17 protein-coding genes are annotated in these 18155 nt (G+C 66.5%); 14 read left to right on the plus strand and 3 right to left on the minus strand.

The features are described 5' to 3' along the window. Window positions 1-213: 213 nt before the first annotated feature. The 11 genes from ACQP2D_RS14610 to pdxS all read left to right on the plus strand — a co-directional run bounded on the left by ACQP2D_RS14610 (window position 214) and on the right by pdxS (window position 14744). Complete coding sequence (locus tag ACQP2D_RS14610) at window positions 214-2478, plus strand: SulP family inorganic anion transporter (protein WP_433684236.1); 2265 nt, start codon at window positions 214-216, stop codon at window positions 2476-2478. Window positions 2479-2767: 289 nt separating this feature from the next. Further along, a complete protein-coding gene (locus ACQP2D_RS14615) occupies window positions 2768-5023 on the plus strand; it encodes a solute carrier family 23 protein (RefSeq protein ID WP_433684237.1) in 2256 nt (751 codons plus the stop codon). A gap of 151 nt (window positions 5024-5174) precedes the next feature. Next, entirely contained in the window at window positions 5175-5603 is a 429-nt protein-coding gene (locus ACQP2D_RS14620) for a TIGR02611 family protein (RefSeq protein ID WP_433684238.1), read from the plus strand. After that, complete coding sequence (locus tag ACQP2D_RS14625) at window positions 5600-6448, plus strand: (2Fe-2S)-binding protein (RefSeq protein ID WP_433684239.1); 849 nt, start codon at window positions 5600-5602, stop codon at window positions 6446-6448. The genes ACQP2D_RS14620 and ACQP2D_RS14625 overlap by 4 nt, the downstream gene beginning before the upstream one ends. Before the next feature lie 252 nt (window positions 6449-6700). Next, window positions 6701-8752, plus strand: coding sequence for a threonine--tRNA ligase (thrS, locus tag ACQP2D_RS14630; RefSeq protein WP_433684240.1), 2052 nt, complete (start codon window positions 6701-6703; stop codon window positions 8750-8752). Continuing rightward, on the plus strand, window positions 8749-9339 hold the full coding sequence (locus tag ACQP2D_RS14635) for an HIT family protein (protein ID WP_364777794.1): 591 nt from the start codon (window positions 8749-8751) through the stop codon (window positions 9337-9339). The genes thrS and ACQP2D_RS14635 overlap by 4 nt, the downstream gene beginning before the upstream one ends. Before the next feature lies 1 nt (window position 9340). Beyond that, window positions 9341-10024: a phosphatidylinositol phosphate synthase gene (gene pgsA, locus ACQP2D_RS14640; RefSeq protein ID WP_433684241.1), complete on the plus strand. Its 684-nt coding sequence runs from the start codon at window positions 9341-9343 to the stop codon at window positions 10022-10024. A gap of 101 nt (window positions 10025-10125) precedes the next feature. After that, entirely contained in the window at window positions 10126-11091 is a 966-nt protein-coding gene (locus tag ACQP2D_RS14645) for a phosphatidylinositol mannoside acyltransferase (protein WP_433685655.1), read from the plus strand. Beyond that, a complete protein-coding gene (locus tag ACQP2D_RS14650) occupies window positions 11088-12212 on the plus strand; it encodes a glycosyltransferase family 4 protein (protein ID WP_433684242.1) in 1125 nt (374 codons plus the stop codon). The genes ACQP2D_RS14645 and ACQP2D_RS14650 overlap by 4 nt, the downstream gene beginning before the upstream one ends. Window positions 12213-12259: 47 nt before the next feature. Then, complete coding sequence (locus tag ACQP2D_RS14655) at window positions 12260-13303, plus strand: NUDIX hydrolase (RefSeq protein ID WP_433685656.1); 1044 nt, start codon at window positions 12260-12262, stop codon at window positions 13301-13303. A 538-nt stretch (window positions 13304-13841) separates the two neighbouring features. Next, window positions 13842-14744, plus strand: a complete 903-nt coding sequence (gene pdxS, locus ACQP2D_RS14660; RefSeq protein ID WP_355178285.1) for a pyridoxal 5'-phosphate synthase lyase subunit PdxS — start codon at window positions 13842-13844, stop codon at window positions 14742-14744. 105 nt (window positions 14745-14849) lie between these two features. Here pdxS and ACQP2D_RS14665 read toward each other — a convergent pair whose 3' ends face one another. Both ACQP2D_RS14665 and ACQP2D_RS14670 read right to left on the minus strand, forming a co-directional pair. Further along, a complete protein-coding gene (locus ACQP2D_RS14665) occupies window positions 14850-15554 on the minus strand; it encodes a response regulator (protein ID WP_433684243.1) in 705 nt (234 codons plus the stop codon). Next, window positions 15551-15832, minus strand: a complete 282-nt coding sequence (locus ACQP2D_RS14670; RefSeq protein ID WP_433684244.1) for a sensor histidine kinase — start codon at window positions 15830-15832, stop codon at window positions 15551-15553. Before ACQP2D_RS14670 ends, ACQP2D_RS14665 begins: the two co-directional genes overlap by 4 nt. Window positions 15833-15890: 58 nt before the next feature. Here ACQP2D_RS14670 and ACQP2D_RS14675 point away from each other — a divergent pair, with 58 nt between their 5' ends. The 3 genes from ACQP2D_RS14675 to ACQP2D_RS14685 all read left to right on the plus strand — a co-directional run bounded on the left by ACQP2D_RS14675 (window position 15891) and on the right by ACQP2D_RS14685 (window position 17098). After that, window positions 15891-16151: a hypothetical protein gene (locus tag ACQP2D_RS14675; RefSeq protein ID WP_433684245.1), complete on the plus strand. Its 261-nt coding sequence runs from the start codon at window positions 15891-15893 to the stop codon at window positions 16149-16151. 54 nt (window positions 16152-16205) lie between these two features. Next, on the plus strand, window positions 16206-16511 hold the full coding sequence (locus ACQP2D_RS14680) for a hypothetical protein (protein ID WP_433684246.1): 306 nt from the start codon (window positions 16206-16208) through the stop codon (window positions 16509-16511). Window positions 16512-16603: 92 nt separating this feature from the next. Continuing rightward, on the plus strand, window positions 16604-17098 hold the full coding sequence (locus tag ACQP2D_RS14685; RefSeq protein ID WP_433684247.1) for a hypothetical protein: 495 nt from the start codon (window positions 16604-16606) through the stop codon (window positions 17096-17098). Between the two features lie 397 nt (window positions 17099-17495). Here ACQP2D_RS14685 and ACQP2D_RS14690 read toward each other — a convergent pair whose 3' ends face one another. Beyond that, a complete protein-coding gene (locus ACQP2D_RS14690) occupies window positions 17496-18122 on the minus strand; it encodes a hypothetical protein (protein ID WP_433684248.1) in 627 nt (208 codons plus the stop codon). Window positions 18123-18155 lie beyond the last annotated feature (33 nt).

An 18155-nucleotide genomic window follows, 5' to 3' on the forward strand; every position in this document is an offset into this window, starting at 1 on the left:
GCACAATCTAGCTTTCCATGTGCTTTGCGAAGTCTTTACTATTGCGCTGACCTTCGCAACACCGGGTCATTGCTCGACGAAGTCGCTCCATGCAGGCGCATGAAGCGTTCAGCGTTCTCGCTCCACCAGCTTCGCCCGCCGCTCGTTTTCGATGCCAGTACATGTTCGACCGAAGAACCGATCGGCTCCACGCCGTTTCGGCGAAGGAGAATAATGTCCACCGACACCGATTCCGCACCACGGACGTCGCCGCTTCGCGCAAGTCTTCCAGTAAGTCTCGCCGCCGTCGGCCGCCATGATGTCCCCGCCTCGGTCGTGGTTTTCCTTGTCGCACTACCGCTTTCGCTGGGTATCGCGGTCGCCTCCGGCGCCCCGGTGGCCGCTGGCCTCATTGCCGCCGTTGTCGGCGGTGTCGTCGCCGGACTACTAGGTGGTTCCGTGGTCCAGGTCAGCGGGCCGACGGCGAGTCTGACCGTCGTCGTCGCCGAGAGCGTGCACCAATTCGGCTGGGCCGCTACCTGTTTCATCACCGTTGGCGCGGGCCTACTACAGATTCTGTTCGGGCTCAGCCGGGTTGCCCGCGGCGCGCTCGCCATCGCGCCGGTGGTGGTCCATGCGATGCTCGCCGGTATCGGCGTCATCATCGCGCTACAGCAGGTCCATATCCTGCTCGGTGGCAATTCGCTCAGTTCGTCGTTCGCCAGCCTCACCCAACTGCCACACCAGTTGATGTCGGTGCACGGCGGCGATCTGTTCGTCGGCTTGGTGGTGATCGTCATCCTGATCGCCTGGAAGTTCGTCCCGCGCCCGATCGGCGTGGTGCCGGGGCCGCTCGTCGCGGTGGTGGTCGCCACGGTCCTGTCGCTGGTGCTGCCGACACATGTCGAGCGCATCGTGCTGAGCGGATCACTGCTCGACTCCATCGGCCTGCCCGAGATCCCGTCCGGCAGTTGGTTCGCCGTCGCGATGGCCATGGTGACGATCGCGCTCATCGCCAGTGTGGAGACCCTGCTCTCGGCGGTGGCGGTGGACAAAACGCGACCCGGCAATCGAACCAATTTCGATCGCGAACTGATCGGGCAGGGCTCGGCGAATGTGCTGTCGGGCCTGCTCGGCGGCCTGCCTATCGCGGCCGTCATCGTCCGCAGCATCACCAATGCCCATGCCGGCGCGCAGAGCAGGGCCGCGACGGTGCTGCACGGCGTGTGGATCCTGCTGTTCGCGGTCGCGCTGGCGGGGCTGGTGCAGCAGATCCCCAAGGCGGCGCTGGCCGGGTTGCTCATTCTGATCGGCGTGCAGTTGGTGAAGCTGGCCCATATCCGATTGGCCCGGCGCACCGGCGACCTGTTCGTTTACGTGGTGACGGTGCTCGGCGTGGTATTCCTGAACCTGCTGGCGGGCATGGTGATCGGGCTGATACTGGCCTTCGCCCTACTGCTGTGGCGGGTGGTGCGGGTGACGATCATTGCCGAACCGGTGGCCAGCGCACGGCGCTGGGTGGTCACCATCGACGGCACCTGCACCTTCCTGGCGCTGCCCAAGCTGACCGCGGAACTCACGAAGGTCCCCTCCGGCGTGGATGTGACCATCGAGATGACGGTCGACTTCCTCGACCACGCCTCCTATGAGCTGATCACCGACTGGGCCGGCCAACGCGAAGCCGCGGGCGACACTGTCGATTTCGTCGAGATCGGCAGTGCGCGGATGGCGACCGCCGTGGCGGGGCCGCCGGAGCGTGGCCGCTCGCGGCAGGTTCTCGACGAGGTCATCGGGCCGTGGCGGCGCACGGGCAATTCGGAGGATCGGATCGCCGCGGGTATCGCCGCCTATCATCGCGGTCACGCCCATCTGATGCGTCCGCATCTCCACGGGTTGCGCAATCGGCCCGACGCCGACACGTTCTTCCTGACCTGCGCCGATGCCCGCATCGTGCCGAATGTCATCACCAATAGCGGGCCAGGGGATCTGTTCACCGTCCGCAATGTGGGCAATCTGGTCCCGGTCGGGGGCAGCGATGTCTCGGTGGAGGCCGGGTTGATCTACGCGCTGGAGAAGCTGGACGTGCGGGCCGTGGTGGTTTGCGGACACTCTGGTTGCGGTGCGATGGACGCACTGCATCGCGAGGTCCGCACCGGGTCTGGACTCGGTGATTGGCTCGCCCATGCGCGACCGAGCCTGGACCGGTTCCGGCTCGGGCATCCGGTCGCCGCTGCCGCGGCATTCGCCGGATTCGGGCCGGTCGACCAGCTCGGCCTGGTGAATGTGGCACTGCAACTCGAGCGACTACACGCCCATCCCGCGGTACGGCGTGGGATCGAGGATCGCGGTGTCGCGGTGTCGGGACTGTTCTTCGATCTGGCGACCGCCCGGGTCATCGAGGTGACCATGGACGGCATCGCCGAATTCGACGATGCGCTGAGCGTCGCTGCCCTGGACGAGTTGGCCGATGTGCCCGGTATTGCCGCGGAGCCGGTCTAGCGCCGGGCGCGTCACCGAGCCGGGCCGAATGATCCTGCCCGGCAAGGGAACTCGGCATGACTATGGCTCTTATCACAGTGATTCGACGGTATGGATTCGGGCACCTTCCGGCAATTTCTCAGGCTTTGCTAAGTCTTTACTAATAATCTTGAATCGGTTTACATCTCGACCCATTGCCGTGTCGGGAACTGCTTCACCGCGAGATGCCGGTTCGCGGTCTGTGCCCTGCTGGACATGTTGATCGTCAACCGACCTCGGCTTTCGCGCCGAGTCGGCGAAGGAGAAGTCAATGGCTATTGATAGTGCCGTAGCCGCACCACCGATACCGCCCGCCGAGCTGGGCAAAGGCGATCGCACTTCCGAACCGCTATCGGATCGTCTGACATCGATCCTGCGCCACGATCTGCCCGCCTCGATCGTGGTCTTCCTGGTCGCGTTGCCGCTGTCCCTCGGCATCGCGGTCGCCTCCGGTGCGCCTGTCGCCGCCGGACTCATTGCCGCCGTCATCGGTGGCGTGGTCGCTGGCCTACTAGGTGGCTCGGTGCTACAGGTCAGCGGACCCGCCGCCGGTCTGACCGTTGTGGTCGCCGAATCCATCAGCCAATTCGGATGGCGGATAACGACTTTCATAGTTGTCGCGGCCGGTGTGCTGCAAATTCTGTTCGGGCTCAGCCGGATCGCGCGAGCCGCATTGGCCGTCACCCCGGTCGTGGTGCATGCGATGCTTGCCGGTATCGGCATAACCATTGCGCTGCAACAGGTTCACGTGCTGCTGGGTGGGTCATCGCACAGTTCCGCCTGGACCAATATCACCCAGTTGCCGTCGCAATTGCTATCGCTACACGGCGACGACGCGATCATCGGCGCGGTGGTCATCGCGATCATGCTCGGCTGGCGCCGAGTGCCCGCCAAGCTACGGGTCGTGCCAGGGCCGCTGGTCGCGGTCTTGGTCGGCACGGTGTTGTCATTGGTGCTGCCCTTCGACGCCGAGCGAATCGTATTGAACGGCTCGCTGTTCGACGCCATCGGACTGCCGCAGATCCCCAGTGGCAACTGGTCCGCCGTGGCGATCACCATCCTCACCATCGCGCTCATCGCCAGCGTCGAGAGCCTGCTTTCGGCGGTGGCCGTGGACAAGATGCACACCGGTAAGCGCACCAATTTCGACCGGGAGTTGATCGGTCAGGGCTCGGCGAATGTGCTCTCGGGTCTGCTCGGCGGTCTGCCGGTCACCGGCGTGATCGTGCGCAGCGCCACCAATGTGCAGGCCGGTGCGCGCAGCCGCGCTTCGGCGGTGCTGCACGGCTGCTGGATTCTGGTCTTCTCGGTCGCGCTGGCCGGACTGGTGCAGCAGATTCCGAAGTCCGCGCTCGCCGGTCTGCTGATCGTCATCGGTATCCAACTGGTCAAGCTGGCCCACATCAGGTTGGCCAGGCGCACCGGCGATCTGGTCATCTACGCGGTCACCGTGGTCGGGGTGGTCTTCCTGAATCTGCTGGAAGGTGTGATCATCGGTCTGGCACTGGCTTTCGGGCTGCTGCTGTGGCGGGTGGTGCGGGTCGCCGTGGCGGCCGAGCAAATTCCCGGTTCGCAACGCTGGCTACTGACCATCGACGGTTCCTGCACCTTCCTCGCACTGCCGAAGCTGTCCACGGAATTCGCGAAAGTGCCTGCGGGCGTTGATGTCACCGTCGAGATGACCGTCGACTTCCTCGACCACGCCGCCTTCGAGGCCATCGAGGAGTGGGTGCGCCAGCAGGAAAGCGGTGGCGGCACAGTCGATTTCGTGGAAATCGGCAGCGCGCGGATGGCGCACGCGACCGCGGGGCCGCCCGCGCGCGGCTTCGGGCGCGCGGTGTTCGACGAGATCCTCGGCCCGTGGCGCGGCGACGATAAGAACGCCGACCCGGTGACCTCCGGTGTCGCCGCTTACCACCGCAGCCACGCCCATGTCGTGCGTCCGCATCTGGACGAACTGCGGGACCGCCAGGATCCCGACACCTTCTTCCTGACGTGCGCCGACTCCCGAGTGGTGCCCAATGTCATCACCAACAGCGGTCCCGGCGACATGTTCACTGTCCGCAATGTCGGCAATCTGGTGCCGGTCAGCGGCGACGCGTCGGTGCAGGCCGCGCTCGTCTTCGCGCTCAACGAGTTGAATGTGCGGTCCATCGTGGTGTGCGGGCATTCGTCCTGCGGTGCGATGAAGGCGCTGCACACCGAGACCGATACCGGTCCGGAAATCGGACCCTGGCTCGCCCATGCCCACCCGAGCCTGGAGCGGTTCCGGCTCGGACATCCGGTGGCGCGCTCGGCCGCGGCCGCCGGATTCGGCGAGGTCGACCAGCTGAGCATGGTCAATGTGGCCGTGCAGTTGGAAACCCTGCATCGCCATGGCGCGGTGCGGGCGGCCATCGCCGAACGCGGTGTGACGGTATCGGGGCTCTTCTTCGATATCGCCAGCGCGCGCGTCATCGAGGTCACCGTGGACGGGCTCGCCCACATCGACGACACCGGCGCGCGCAGCACGCCGGAACTCGTCTGAGTGGCTGGCATCGGACCCGCCCGATCTGTTCGGGCGGGTCCGGCCGGGTCCCCGATCGAGTCGGGCGCGGGGTCGATAGAACGCGGCGGGTCCGACCGTCGCGCGGCGCACCGGACGGAGGTTCCGTCGGCGCGCTCGTAGGCTGGTGGCGATGAGTGTTGAGCTGGGATCCGGATCGACCGAGCGCACCGGGTGGCGCGCCTTCCGCACCCGACTGACCGGGCGACCTAGGCTGAACCTCGCTTACCGGATCGGGGTCGGGGTGGTCGGCATCGCGGTGCTGGTCATCGGAATCCTGGCGATTCCCTACCCCGGACCCGGCTGGGCGATCGTATTCGCCGGGCTTGGCATCCTCGCCACCGAATTCGCCTGGGCCCGCCGGGCACTCGGCTGGCTGCGCGACAGGTATCGGCAGGGTATGGCGTGGTACTCCGCACGGGGCCCGGCCATGCGGGTGTCCGCGGCCGCCGCCACCTGCGCGCTGGTCATCGCGACACTATGGGTAGTGGGAACATTCGGGTTGCTCGGCGGCTGGATCGGAGTCGAATCGCAGTGGTTGCACAGTCCCCTGACGTGGTGAATTCGGTTCCGGGGCGGAATCTGACCGAGCCGGAGTGGCTGTCCGCGCGGATCGCGGAAATGGGCTGCTCATGGGGCACCACCGAACCGCGCGTCTCGGGCACGCTGTGGTGGTGCATGGTGGCTTCCGCCCTGGTCGAACAGCTCGCACGCGCATACGCGACCGGGTCGGCCGCACCGGAGCCGGCTCTGGACCGGTTGGACTGTGAAGTCCGCCCCGATGGCGGTATCGAGCGCGTGCACATCCTGCCCGCCACCGATATCGAGGCAATCGCCGAGCCGCCTGCGGAAGACGTCGAGGGGCGAGGTGTCGATGCGACCGCACTGCCGCCCGAGTCCGAGACCGGCACGCTACCTGGGCGTGATGCCGACGTACGCGAGGTTTCCGACCTTCGGCCCGCCTGTACATCCGCTGATGCCGATCGGCCTCGAGTCCGCGTGCCGCACGGCTCGCAGGCCGTGGGCCCGCGGCGCGCAACGGACGCTGCCGCGCTGAGCCGTGCGGCTGCGACCACGCTGCGAGAGACTCTGGCCGCGGTGATCGGGCCCGTCGCGGCGGTATCCGGTGCGGGGGTGCCCTCGCTGTGGGCGATTGCCGCCGACGCCATCGGTAATCGGGCGCTCGATGCGGGGAATCCGGACGCGGGGGCCCGGCTTGCGACCGAGGTCGGTGGGAAGCTGCCGGTGCCACGGTTCGTCGAGATCGGCGGGCGCAGCTTTGTGCGCCGCATCTCGTGCTGTCTGGTCTTCGAGGTGCCCGGATGCGAGATGTGCACCAGCTGCCCGAAAAGGCCCGCCGCGGAACGCACGGCGCTGCTCACCGAGCTCGCCGCCGAGAGCCGATAGCGATAGTCCGCCGGCCCACGTCCGGATGGCGGGAGGGGCGCATCGAACCGGTCGGCGAATGTCACGTTCGGGTCTCGCGGATCCGGACCGGCCGACCCGCGACGCGGCGAGCCCGGTCCATCGACGCGGGGCCGCTGGGGTGCCGATAGCATGGTCGCGCCGGAGCAAATCCGCCTCCGACGATGACCCGTGGGCAACCGCCCGCGCCAGTGCGGGAACCCGCCCGCCAGGAACGCCAAGGAGTCTCTCGCCGTGACCACCTCAGCACCTATCAGCCCTGTCGCCCTCGTCCGGGTGCCCGCAGGGACGACGGCGGGTGCCGCGGTGCGCGAGGCGGGGCTGCCGACCAAGGGGCCCGACGCCGTCGTCGTCGTGCGCGATGCCGAGGGACTGAAGGATCTGTCCTGGACCCCGGACACCGATGTCGAGGTCGAGGCGGTCGCCGCGAACACCGAGGACGGCCGCAGCGTGATCCGGCATTCGGCCGCGCATGTGCTGGCCCAGGCCGTACAGCAGGAGTTTCCGGAGGCCAAGCTCGGCATCGGCCCGCCCATCAAGGACGGCTTCTACTACGACTTCCAGGTGGAGCGGCCGTTCACACCCGAGGATCTGGCCAAGCTGGAATCCCGGATGAAGAAGATCGTCAAAGGCGCGCAGCGCTTTTCACGTCGCGTGGTCGAGGTCGAGGACGCCCGCGTCGAACTGGCCAAAGAGCCGTTCAAGCTCGAGCTGATCAGCGATAAGTCGGGCATCGACGATCCGGAGGTCATGGAGGTCGGCGGCAAAGAGCTGACCATCTACGACAACCTGGATCCGCGCACCGGTGCGAAGGTCTGGGGCGATCTGTGCCGCGGCCCGCACATCCCGACCACCAAGTTCATCCCCGCCTTCAAGCTGACCCGCAGCTCCGCCGCCTACTGGCGCGGTGACCAGAACCGCGAGGATCTGCAGCGCGTCTACGGCACCGCCTGGGAGTCGCAGGAGGCCCTCGAAGAGCATCTGCACCTGCTCGAAGAGGCGGAACGCCGCGACCACCGCAAGCTCGGCCTGGAACTGGACCTGTTCAGCTTCCCCGACGAGCTCGGCTCCGGTCTGCCGGTGTTCCACCCCAAGGGCGGCATCATCCGCAAGGAGCTCGAGGAGTACTCGCGCCGCCGCCATGTGGACGCGGGCTACGAGTTCGTCAATACCCCGCACATCACCAAGGGCCACCTGTTCGAGGTCTCCGGTCACCTCGATTGGTACCGGGACGGCATGTTCCCGGCCATGCACCTGGACGCCGAACTCAATGAGGACGGCACCGTCCGCAAGCCCGGCCAGGACTACTACGTCAAGCCGATGAACTGCCCGATGCACAACCTGATCTTCCGGTCCCGCGGCCGGTCGTACCGGGAGCTGCCGCTGCGGATGTTCGAATTCGGCTCGGTCTACCGCTACGAGAAGTCCGGCGTCGTGCACGGCCTGACTCGGGTGCGCGGCATGACCCAGGACGACGCGCACATCTACTGCACCAAGGAGCAGATGCACGCCGAGCTGACCAGCACACTGCAGTTCGTGCTCGGCCTGCTCGCCGACTACGGCCTCGACGACTTCTACCTCGAGCTGTCCACCAAGGACCCGAAGAAGTTCGTCGGCTCCGAGGAGACCTGGGACGAGGCCACCGAAACCCTCGCCAAGGTGGCCGAGACCTCCGGACTCGAGCTGGTGCCGGATCCGGGCGGCGCCGCGTTCTACGGCCCGAAGATCTCCGTGCAGGCCAAGGACGCACTGGGCCGCACCTGGCAGATGTCGACCATCCAGCTCGACTTCAACCTGCCCGAGCGCTTCAACCTGGAATACACCGCCTCCGATGGCACCAAGCAGCGGCCGGTCATGATCCACCGCGCGCTGTTCGGTTCGATCGAACGCTTCTTCGGCGTGCTCACCGAGCACTACGCCGGTGCCTTCCCCGCCTGGCTCTCGCCGGTTCAGGTTGTCGGCATCCCGGTCGCGGAAGCCTTTGCGCCGCACCTGGATTCGGTGATCGAACAGCTGCGGGACGCGGGCATCCGGGCACAGGTGGACCGCAGCGACGACCGGATGCAGAAGAAGATCTTCAACAACACCGCACAGAAGATCCCGTTCATGCTGCTCGCCGGTGAGCGCGATGTGAACGCGGGTGCGGTCAGCTTCCGTTTCCGCGACGGTACCCAGGTCAACGGGGTGCCGGTCGCGGCGGCGGTGGCCACCATCGTGGAATGGATCGCGAACCGGGAGAACGCCTCGCCGACCGCCGAGGGTTTTGTGGTGAAGGGCGGCGCATGAGTGAGTGGACCGCGCCCGGGTTCGCGGATGTGAACGCGGACTCGGACGAGCAGGGGAGCATCGTGGATACCGGGGCCGGTGAGCCGGATCGGTTGCAGCGGTTGTGGACTCCGTACCGAATGTCCTATATCGCCGAGGCCGCCAGTCCGAAAGATGCGACGGGCCATCCGTTCACCGATATCCCGAAGATGTCGGACGAGGACGGTCTGGTCATCGCGCGCGGCGAGCACGTCTACGCGGTGCTCAATCTATATCCGTACAACCCCGGGCACATGATGGTGGTGCCCTACCGCAAGGTGGCCAATCTCGAAGACCTCACGCTGGAGGAAAGCGCCGAGCTGATGGCCTTCACGCAGCAGGCGATCCGGGTGATGAAGCGGGTATCGCGGCCGCACGGATTCAATGTCGGCCTGAATCTGGGTGGGGTGGCCGGTGGTTCGCTCGCCGACCATCTGCATCAGCACATCGTGCCGCGCTGGGGTGGGGACGCCAATTTCATTACCGTCGTCGGCGGGGTGAAGGTGATGCCGCAGTTGCTGCGGGAAACTCGGGCGCTGCTGTCGGCGGCGTGGAAGGAAGTCGAGTAGGGTGCTCAGCTTCTTCGGCCGCGAGACGTTCTCCAAAGCGACTGCGCCGCTGGGCAGAGCGCTTGTCAGGACCGGGCTCACCCCGGATGCGATGACGGTGATCGGCACCGTCGCCTCGATCACGGCCGCGGTCACCCTGTTCCCGACCGGACATCTGTTCTGGGGAACCATGGTGATCTGGCTGTTCGTCATGTTCGACATGCTCGACGGCGCCATGGCCAGGGCCCGCGGCGGCGGCACGAAATACGGTGCGGTGCTGGACGCCACCTGTGATCGGGTCGCCGACGGCGCGATCTTCGCGGGGCTGGCCTGGTGGGCGGTCTATCACGAGAACAGTAAGCCGCTGTTCTTCGCGACCCTGGTGGTTCTGGTTACCTCCCAGGTGATTTCGTATGCGAAGGCGCGTGCCGAGGCGAGTGGTCTCTCCGCCGACGGTGGGCTGATCGAGCGGCCGGATCGGCTGATCATCGTATTGGTCGGCGCCGGATTGACCGGTATCGGCGGCTATTGGGGGATCGAATGGCTGACCTGGGCCGTGCATGTGGCGATGTGGATGCTGGCAGTGCTGAGCATTGTCACGGTATTCCAGCGGGTGCTGGCAGTCCGGAACTCGCCGGGCGCGCGGGATGTGATCCCGCCCGCGCAACCGCAGAATCCCGCGGACGCGACGGAGTCGCCCTCGTGAGTTCCCAGCTCGATTCGCCGGGGGAGTCCACGCGGCCTGTCGGCGAGCCTGGTCATCAACTCGGCGGGAGCCGGGATACGCAAGGCGGCCTCGGATCTCGGATCACCTCCCGACTGACGGACTTGACCTATGCGGCGGGGTGGCGGGTCGTGCGTACCCTGCCCGAATCGACGGTGCGACGGGCATTCGATTGGGGTGGCAACCGAGCCGCGGATAAGGCGAATCGCGCATTCCGCGCCGGTGGCGCACCGAATCAGTTGCGGCGCAATCTCGCGCGTGTGCTGCGCGTGACTCCGGCCGAAGTGCCCGACGACCTCATTCGCGCGAGTATGCGCTCATATGCCCGCTATTGGCGTGAGGCATTTCGGCTCCCGACGATGGATCACTCGGCACTGACCGGTTCACTCGTCGAGGGCGTGGAGAATCTGGATGCCGCACTGGCGCAGGGACGCGGTGTGGTCCTGGCGCTGCCGCACTCCGGGAACTGGGATGCGGCCGGAGTCTGGTTGGTCAACCACAGCGGCACCCTCGCCACGGTCGCGGAACGGTTGAAGCCGGAGTCGCTGTTCGAACGGTTCGTCGCCTACCGGGAGAGTCTGGGTTTCGAGGTGTTCCCGCTGACCGGCGGTGAGCAGCCGCCGTTCGCCGCGCTGGCCGCGCGGCTGCGCGAGAACAAGGTCGTCTGCCTGATGGGGGAGCGGGACCTGACCGGAAAGGGCGTTCCGGTGACGATGTACGGCGAGCGCACCTGGCTGCCCGCCGGTGCGGCGAAGCTGGCCATCGCGACCGGCGCCGCGCTGATCCCGGTGCACGTCTGGTTCACCGTCGATGCCGACGGCCGTGAGGGCTGGGGAATGAAGACCGAAGCGCCGCTGGATGTTTCGGGCGGTGTCGCGGCGGCCACCCAGGCATTGGCCGACCGGTTCGCGGCCAATATCGCCGAGCATGCCGCCGATTGGCATATGTTGCAGCCACAATGGGAGCAGGACCTTTCGGCGCAGCGACGCGCCAGGATCGCCGCGGCGCAGGCCGGGATCAATGGCGTTACAGGGGAGAAGACACCATGAAAATCGGCATGGTCTGCCCCTATTCGTTCGATGTCCCTGGCGGGGTGCAGGCCCATGTCGTGGAATTGGCGCGGGTGTTCATCGAACGCGGCCACAAGGTGAGCGTGCTCGCGCCCGCGTCGGAGGACACACCGCTACCGGATTTCGTGGTGTCGGCCGGTCGCGCGGTGGCGATTCCCTATAACGGTTCGGTTGCCCGGCTGTCCTTCGGCCCCATGGCCTACACCAGGATTCGCCGCTGGATCGATGGCAACGACTTCGACGTGCTGCATATCCACGAACCGAATGCGCCGAGCCTGTCCATGCTCGCGCTGAAGATCGCCGAGGGGCCGATCGTGGCCACCTTCCACACCTCGACCACCAAATCCTTGGTGCTCAGCACCTTTCAGGGTGTGCTGCGGCCCTATCACGAGAAGATCAGCGGCCGCATCGCCGTCTCGGAGCTGGCGCGGCGCTGGCAGGTGGAGGCCTTGGGATCGGATGCGGTGGAAATTCCCAATGGCGTCGATGTGCCCGCCTTCGCCCGCGCCCCGATGCTGCCGGGTTATCCGCGCGTGGGCGGAACCGTACTGTTCCTCGGCCGCTACGACGAACCGCGCAAGGGCATGGACGTGCTGCTCGGCGCGCTGCCCGCAGTGGTGCGCAAGCATCCGGATATCGAGATCCTGATCGTGGGCCGTGGCGACGAGGACCGGCTGCGCCGCGAGGCCGGACCGCTCGCCCGGCATCTGCGCTTCCTCGGCCAGGTCTCCGATGAGGACAAGGCCTCGGCGATGCGCAGCGCGGATGTCTACGTCGCGCCCAATCTCGGCGGTGAGAGCTTCGGCATCATTCTCATCGAGGCGATGGCCGCCGGAACCGCCGTGGTGGCCAGCGAATTGGACGCCTTTCGTCGGGTGCTGCGCGACGGCACCGCGGGAATGCTTGTTCCGGTGGGCAATTCGGATCGTCTCGCCGATGCGCTGGACATCCTGCTCACCGATGAAGTCCGCCGGGAGGCCCTGGTTCGCACCGCCGATCAGGTGGTCGGCGAATACGACTGGCCGGTGGTCGCCGAACAGATCCTGCGCGTGTACGAGACGGTGACCATCGGCGATACGCGGGTCAGGGCCGCCGGATGAATTCCGCGACCTGCGGCAAATGACGGCATGGTGAGGGCTCCCAGATGATTACTTTCTCCGCGACAACGGTTCTCGTTCTCGCGCTGATCGCGGCGGTGATCATCGCGATCGGTCTATGGGCGGCTTCGACCGCCAACCGGCTCGACCGGCTGCATGTGCGTTCGGACCAGTCGTGGCAGGCATTGGACTCGGCGCTGGCCCGGCGCGCGGTGGTGGCCAGGTCGGTCGCCGTCGCGATCGCGGGCCCGACCGCCGAGTCGGCGCTGTTCGAGCAGGCCAAACGCCTTGCCGCGCTGGCGGATCGTGCGGAGCGGGCCGGGCGCGCCGATCGCGAGACCGTGGAGAACCAACTCTCCGCGGCGCTTTCGGCGGTCGATATCGCTCAGTTGCGTCCGCAGCAGGTGGCCGAACTGGCCGACGCCGAGGCCCGTGTCCTGATCGCGCGTCGCTTTCACAATGACGCCGTTCGCGACACCCTCGCCCTGCGCACCCGTCGTCCGGTGCGCATCCTGCACCTCGGCGGTACCGCGCCGCTGCCGACCTACTTCGAGATCAGTGAGCGCGCCACCCCGGCCGCCGCGACGGGTCTGGCTGTCGATACCGTCCGCACCTCCGCGCGGGTGGTGCTGCTCGACGAACAGGATCGGGTGTTGCTGATGCGCGGCAACGACCCCAAGACCCCCGATGTCTCCTTCTGGTTCACCATCGGCGGCGGCGTCGAACCGGGGGAGACCCTGCGCAGCGCCGCGGTGCGGGAACTGTGGGAGGAGACCGGCTACACCGCCGCCCCGGCGAGCCTGCGCGGGCCGATCTGGCGACGGGTGGCGGTATTCCCCTTCGACGGCGAGCTCATCCGCGCCGAGGAGCTGTTCTTCGCGCTGCGGGTACCGGCCTACGACCCGAAGCCGGGCAATCCGACCGCGGTCGAGCGCCGCAGCATTACCGCCAATAAGTGGTGCACCGGTGCCGATATCGTCGCGCTGGACCACACGGGCGAAACCGTTTACCCCTATCACCTGGACCAACTGCTCCCCGAGGCCGCCGAGGCGGCATCCGGTGACTCCGATCCCGAGGTTCGCTCCATCCGCTGAGCGCGGCGGCGATCCACCTGCGCGGCCGCATCTTTCACCTGTGATGTGTTTCACGATCGTGATAGCGTCGCGACTGGATTGATGCCGCCCGGGTAGTGCTTACGGGAAAGTGCTGCTCGGAATCCGGTGGTGATTCCACTGCAGTGAGATGTCCGTTGGTGCGTGGAGGTATGTAGTACATGTCCTACCTGTTGTTCGATTTCCTGTTGCCCTTGCTCGGTCCCGCTGCGGCGGAGTACTGGGCGCAGCTGCTGGTGATCGGCCCGCTCTAGCACGAAAACCCGGTGTTCGTCGGGGCGGCGGAACGGTGCGCCGACCCGGCGGATCCGAGTTGCGGCGGCTCCCCGTGTTGGTGCCGCCGATATCCCTTCCGAGCACCGCCCGATCGGTCCAGTGGTTGCGGGCGGTATGCAGACCCGCTGGTCGGGGCAAGGCCAGTGCTGTGCAACTGGCTATCAAGTGGCCTGATCGGCTTGCCTAGAATCGGTGTCGTTAGTTCCAAGCGACCCGATTGGCGCACATGACTCAGGAGTTTGCCGTGACCACGCCCGAGACCACCAACACCATCGGCACCGCCCGCGTGAAGCGCGGGATGGCCGAGATGCTCAAGGGCGGGGTGATCATGGATGTCGTCACCCCGGAGCAGGCCAAGATCGCCGAAGACGCCGGTGCGGTCGCGGTGATGGCGCTGGAGCGTGTTCCGGCCGATATCCGCGCACAGGGCGGCGTCTCCCGGATGAGCGATCCGGACATGATCGACGGCATCATCTCCGCCGTCTCCATCCCGGTCATGGCCAAGGCCCGCATCGGCCACTTCGTGGAGGCCCAGATTCTGCAGAGCCTCGGCGTCGACTACATCGACGAGTCCGAGGTGCTGACCCCCGCCGACTACGCCAACCACATCGACAAGTGGAACTTCACCGTGCCGTTCGTCTGCGGCGCCACGAACCTGGGTGAGGCGCTGCGCCGGATCACCGAGGGTGCCGCCATGATCCGCTCGAAGGGCGAGGCGGGCACCGGCGACGTCTCCAACGCCACCACCCACATGCGCAAGATCCGCGCCGAGATCCGCAGGCTGTCGTCGCTGCCCGAGGATGAGCTGTTCGTCGCCGCCAAGGAGCTGCAGGCACCGTACGAGCTGGTGCGCGAGGTCGCGCAGACCGGCAAGCTGCCGGTGGTGCTGTTCACCGCGGGTGGCATCGCGACTCCCGCCGACGCCGCGATGATGATGCAGCTCGGCGCCGAGGGCGTATTCGTCGGCTCGGGCATTTTCAAGTCCGGCAACCCGGCCGAGCGCGCCGCCGCCATCGTCAAGGCCACCACCTTCTACGACGACCCGGATGTGCTGGCGAAGGTTTCGCGCGGACTGGGTGAGGCGATGGTCGGCATCAATGTCGAGGAGCTGCCGGTCGATCACCGACTGGCCGAGCGCGGTTGGTGATCCGGCGCTACCGCTGATCTGAATCGATGCCCGCGGCAAGGGTTTCACGATCCGCTGCCGCGGGCGTCCTGCGTCGCCATGGCGTGGTGCCGTTGGTGAATGTGCTCAGATCAGTCCGTGATCGCGGGCGTAGATCGCGGCCTGGATGCGATCGCGCACGCCGAGTCGGCTGAGGATATTCGATACGTGGTTCTTCACGGTGCCCTCGCTGAGATACATCGTGCGCGCGATCTCCCGATTGGCCGCGCCGCCCGCGACCAGTCGCAGCACCTCGAGTTCGCGCGGCGTCAGCTCGATGGTCGGTGCGGTAAAGGGCGGGCGCACCAGTGCCGCGAGTCGGCCGGAGACCGTCGCCGAATACTGGTCGACACCCGCGTGGACCAGGCGCACCGCCTGTGCGAGCTCCGCGGCGGGTAGGTCCTTGAGCAGGTATCCGGACGCTCCGGCGCGCAGCGCGCGCACGATGTAGTCGTCATCGTCGAAGGTCGTGAGCATCAACACCTTTGCCCGCGCCCGCAGTAATCGCGCCGCCTCGATCCCGTCCATACCCGCCATCCGCACATCCATCAGCGCCACGTCGGGGTGCGGATCCCATGCCAATTCTGTTGCGTCGGAACCATTCTCGGCGATACCGACCACCTCGATACCGGGCTGCAGGGCGAGCAGTGCCGCAATGCCCTCCCGCACCAAGCGCTCATCGTCGACGATCAGTACCCGGACCGTGAGCTTGCCGTTCGCCACATCGGACTCGCTCGGTGCCGGGTCGTCGGTGCGCTGTTGCCCCGGCGTCTGTTTCGAGATCGCGTTCACCGTGCCGACTCCAGGTGCATTGCTTCGGGCACCGTGGCGACCACCCGCGTACCCGTTGGCCCAGAGGTGATTTCGACAGTGCCGCCGACCAGATCCAATCGCTCGCGCATCCCGGCCAAGCCTTGACCGGTGGTGGATCCAGGCGCGAAACCACCACCGTTGTCGGTGATTTCGAGTGTCACGGGCGAATCGGCGAGATCGACGCGCACCGTGACGGCGGTGGCACCGGAGTGGCGGCGAGCATTGGTCAATGCCTCCTGGTGGTGACCGCGATCCACTTACCCACATGACCTCCGGATTCCTAGCGTCGGCCGCACCTGGAGAAAGGGAATCGATATGGACACTCGAGCGTTGCTTCGCCTCGGCGCCGCCGCGGGCCTGATCTGCGGCTGCGCCATTGCCCTCGCCGGTGGCTCCGAACTCGTCCTCGGCCATAAAATCGCGCTCACCCAGCTGCTCAATGGTGGTGCCGTCCCCTTCGGCATCGGCCTGCTGGTGGCGATGTACACCCTGGTGCGCCGGGAACTCGGCCGCTTCGGCGCGACCGCCTTCGCCGTCCAGTTCCTCGGCTTCGGCTACTTCGCTGGCGTCGCCTAGACGAAGAACTTCGTGCTGGTCTTTCTGGAACGTCCGGTCGTCGAGGACTTACTCATGAGTCCAGCGCGGTTCGCCTTCCTCACGACCGCGATCATCGCCCTCACCGGCACCATCGCGTTCGGCACGGCCCTACTGCGCACCGATTCCGCGCCGCGGATCGCCAGCGTGCTGTATACAGCGGGGCTCTCGGCCCTCTGTCTGACCTTCCTGCTCCCGGCTCCCGTCGTGCGGACCGGCCATATCGTTGCCGGTGTCGGCATGATCTGGTTGGCGTCGAGCGTATGGTCGAACGCGGGGCGGACCGAATCCGTTGCGCATCCCACACAGTTGTCTTATTCGCCCCACAGAGTTGATGGCTAATTTCAGGATTCGGTGCACGTCGGCGACCGCGCGGGCAGTTCGCGCGGCACCGTCGGGGTCACGGACCTGTCCGAACGGCAAAGGAGATTCAATTGAAGCTTCATAAGTCCGGGCGTATCGCTATCGCGGGTCTGGCCGCCGTGGCCGCACTCAGCCTGTCGGCGTGTGGCAGCGACGACTCGAAGACGACTCCGACCAAGGCGTCCAAGACCAGCACGTCGGTGGTGGCCAACCCGAACCTGCCGCCGAAGCCGACGGTGGCCGAGTTGAATGCCGAACTCGAACGCGCCTTCGATCCGTCGGTGCCCAGTGCCGAGAAATTGGAATCGGTGCAGGGCGCGGAGGCCGATCCAGATCTGCCGAACCGCTTGGCGGAGGCGGCAAAGAACGCCAATGCAAAGATAACGGTCACCGACGTCACCGCCTTCGGTGACAGCGTGACCGCCAAGGCGAAGTTCGTCGTCAATGGCCAGGAGAACATGGTCGACGTGCCCTTCGTCGCCGAGAACGGCAAGTGGAAGATCGAGAAGTCCTGGGCCTGCACCATGCTGACCAACCTGGGCCAGCAGTCGCCGGCCTGCGGCTAGTTCGCTGTTGCCCGACCGCGGTGGGTTCGGCCGGGCACGCTTCATCTCGGGTGGCGGGCGCATGCGGCGCTTGCCACCCGAGGTGTTTGCGGAGCGCGGCCGGCCTCGGGTCGGCGGTGGGGGAGTGGTGCCGCTCGAATTGCGCTCGGCAAGAACAGGATTGGCTTCCAACCTGCCTGTGGGAACCTCATCACGCGTCCGGCACATCCGACAATTGGTGGCGGTTGGTACGAGCCGGAGGTTTCGGGGTGAATCAGTTGGTCAGGCTCGCCATGAATCATCTACATACTTAGATATGCGCATTTAAACATGTGTGATGTGCAGGTGTCGATCAGAAGTCCCGCGAGCCGGAATCAAAAAATCGCAAGGAGGGGAGACCCTTCGAGTCGGAAGGCTTCTACTTCACGGCGTCGTCATCGATCCGCAGCGCAGGTCGATCGGGGTGTTCCCAGCGAATGAAAAAGCTTGGGGCATAGGGGTTGTCCCGGTCGTGGCGCAGGATGGCGGGAATGGTCCACTGTGCCTCGGGCGCGGTGCGGCGGCGCAGGGCGGCCTCGGACATATCGAGTCGCACCGTCAGATCGAAGCTCAGCCCCCGGCCGAAAAGCATAGGACCCGCGACCAGCAGGACGGTGTCGGGCGCCGCGCTGCGGATGGGGGAGCGGGCGGAGCGGTCACGCTCTTCGTCCCACAGTGCCGGAAGCCAGCGCGCATTCTCGCGAAGCGCGCGAATGACCTCGCGATCGAGCGCCGCATAGTCGAACCAGGCGGCGCGATAAGACATTTCGTCGGTGCGACCGAATTCCATCCGGAGCGAGGCCGGCCGGATGTAGTCGTGCAGCGAGACCACTTCTGCGGCGCGGCCGGTATCGCGCAGGGCGGTGGCGATGCGGTCCGCGATCGCCAGGGGTTCGGCGGCGTCGGCACCGTCGATCGCGATCACCGCGCGGCCGCTGATCTCGAGGATGCGGTCCGTCAGGAGTTCGACAAGTCCGGTATGGCTGATCGGATCGAAATGTGGCACCGGCCCATCCCATCAAACGAGCCGGCGCACCCC

This window comes from Nocardia sp. CA-119907 (assembly GCF_050955995.1).
Taxonomy (GTDB): Bacteria; Actinomycetota; Actinomycetes; order Mycobacteriales; family Mycobacteriaceae; genus Nocardia.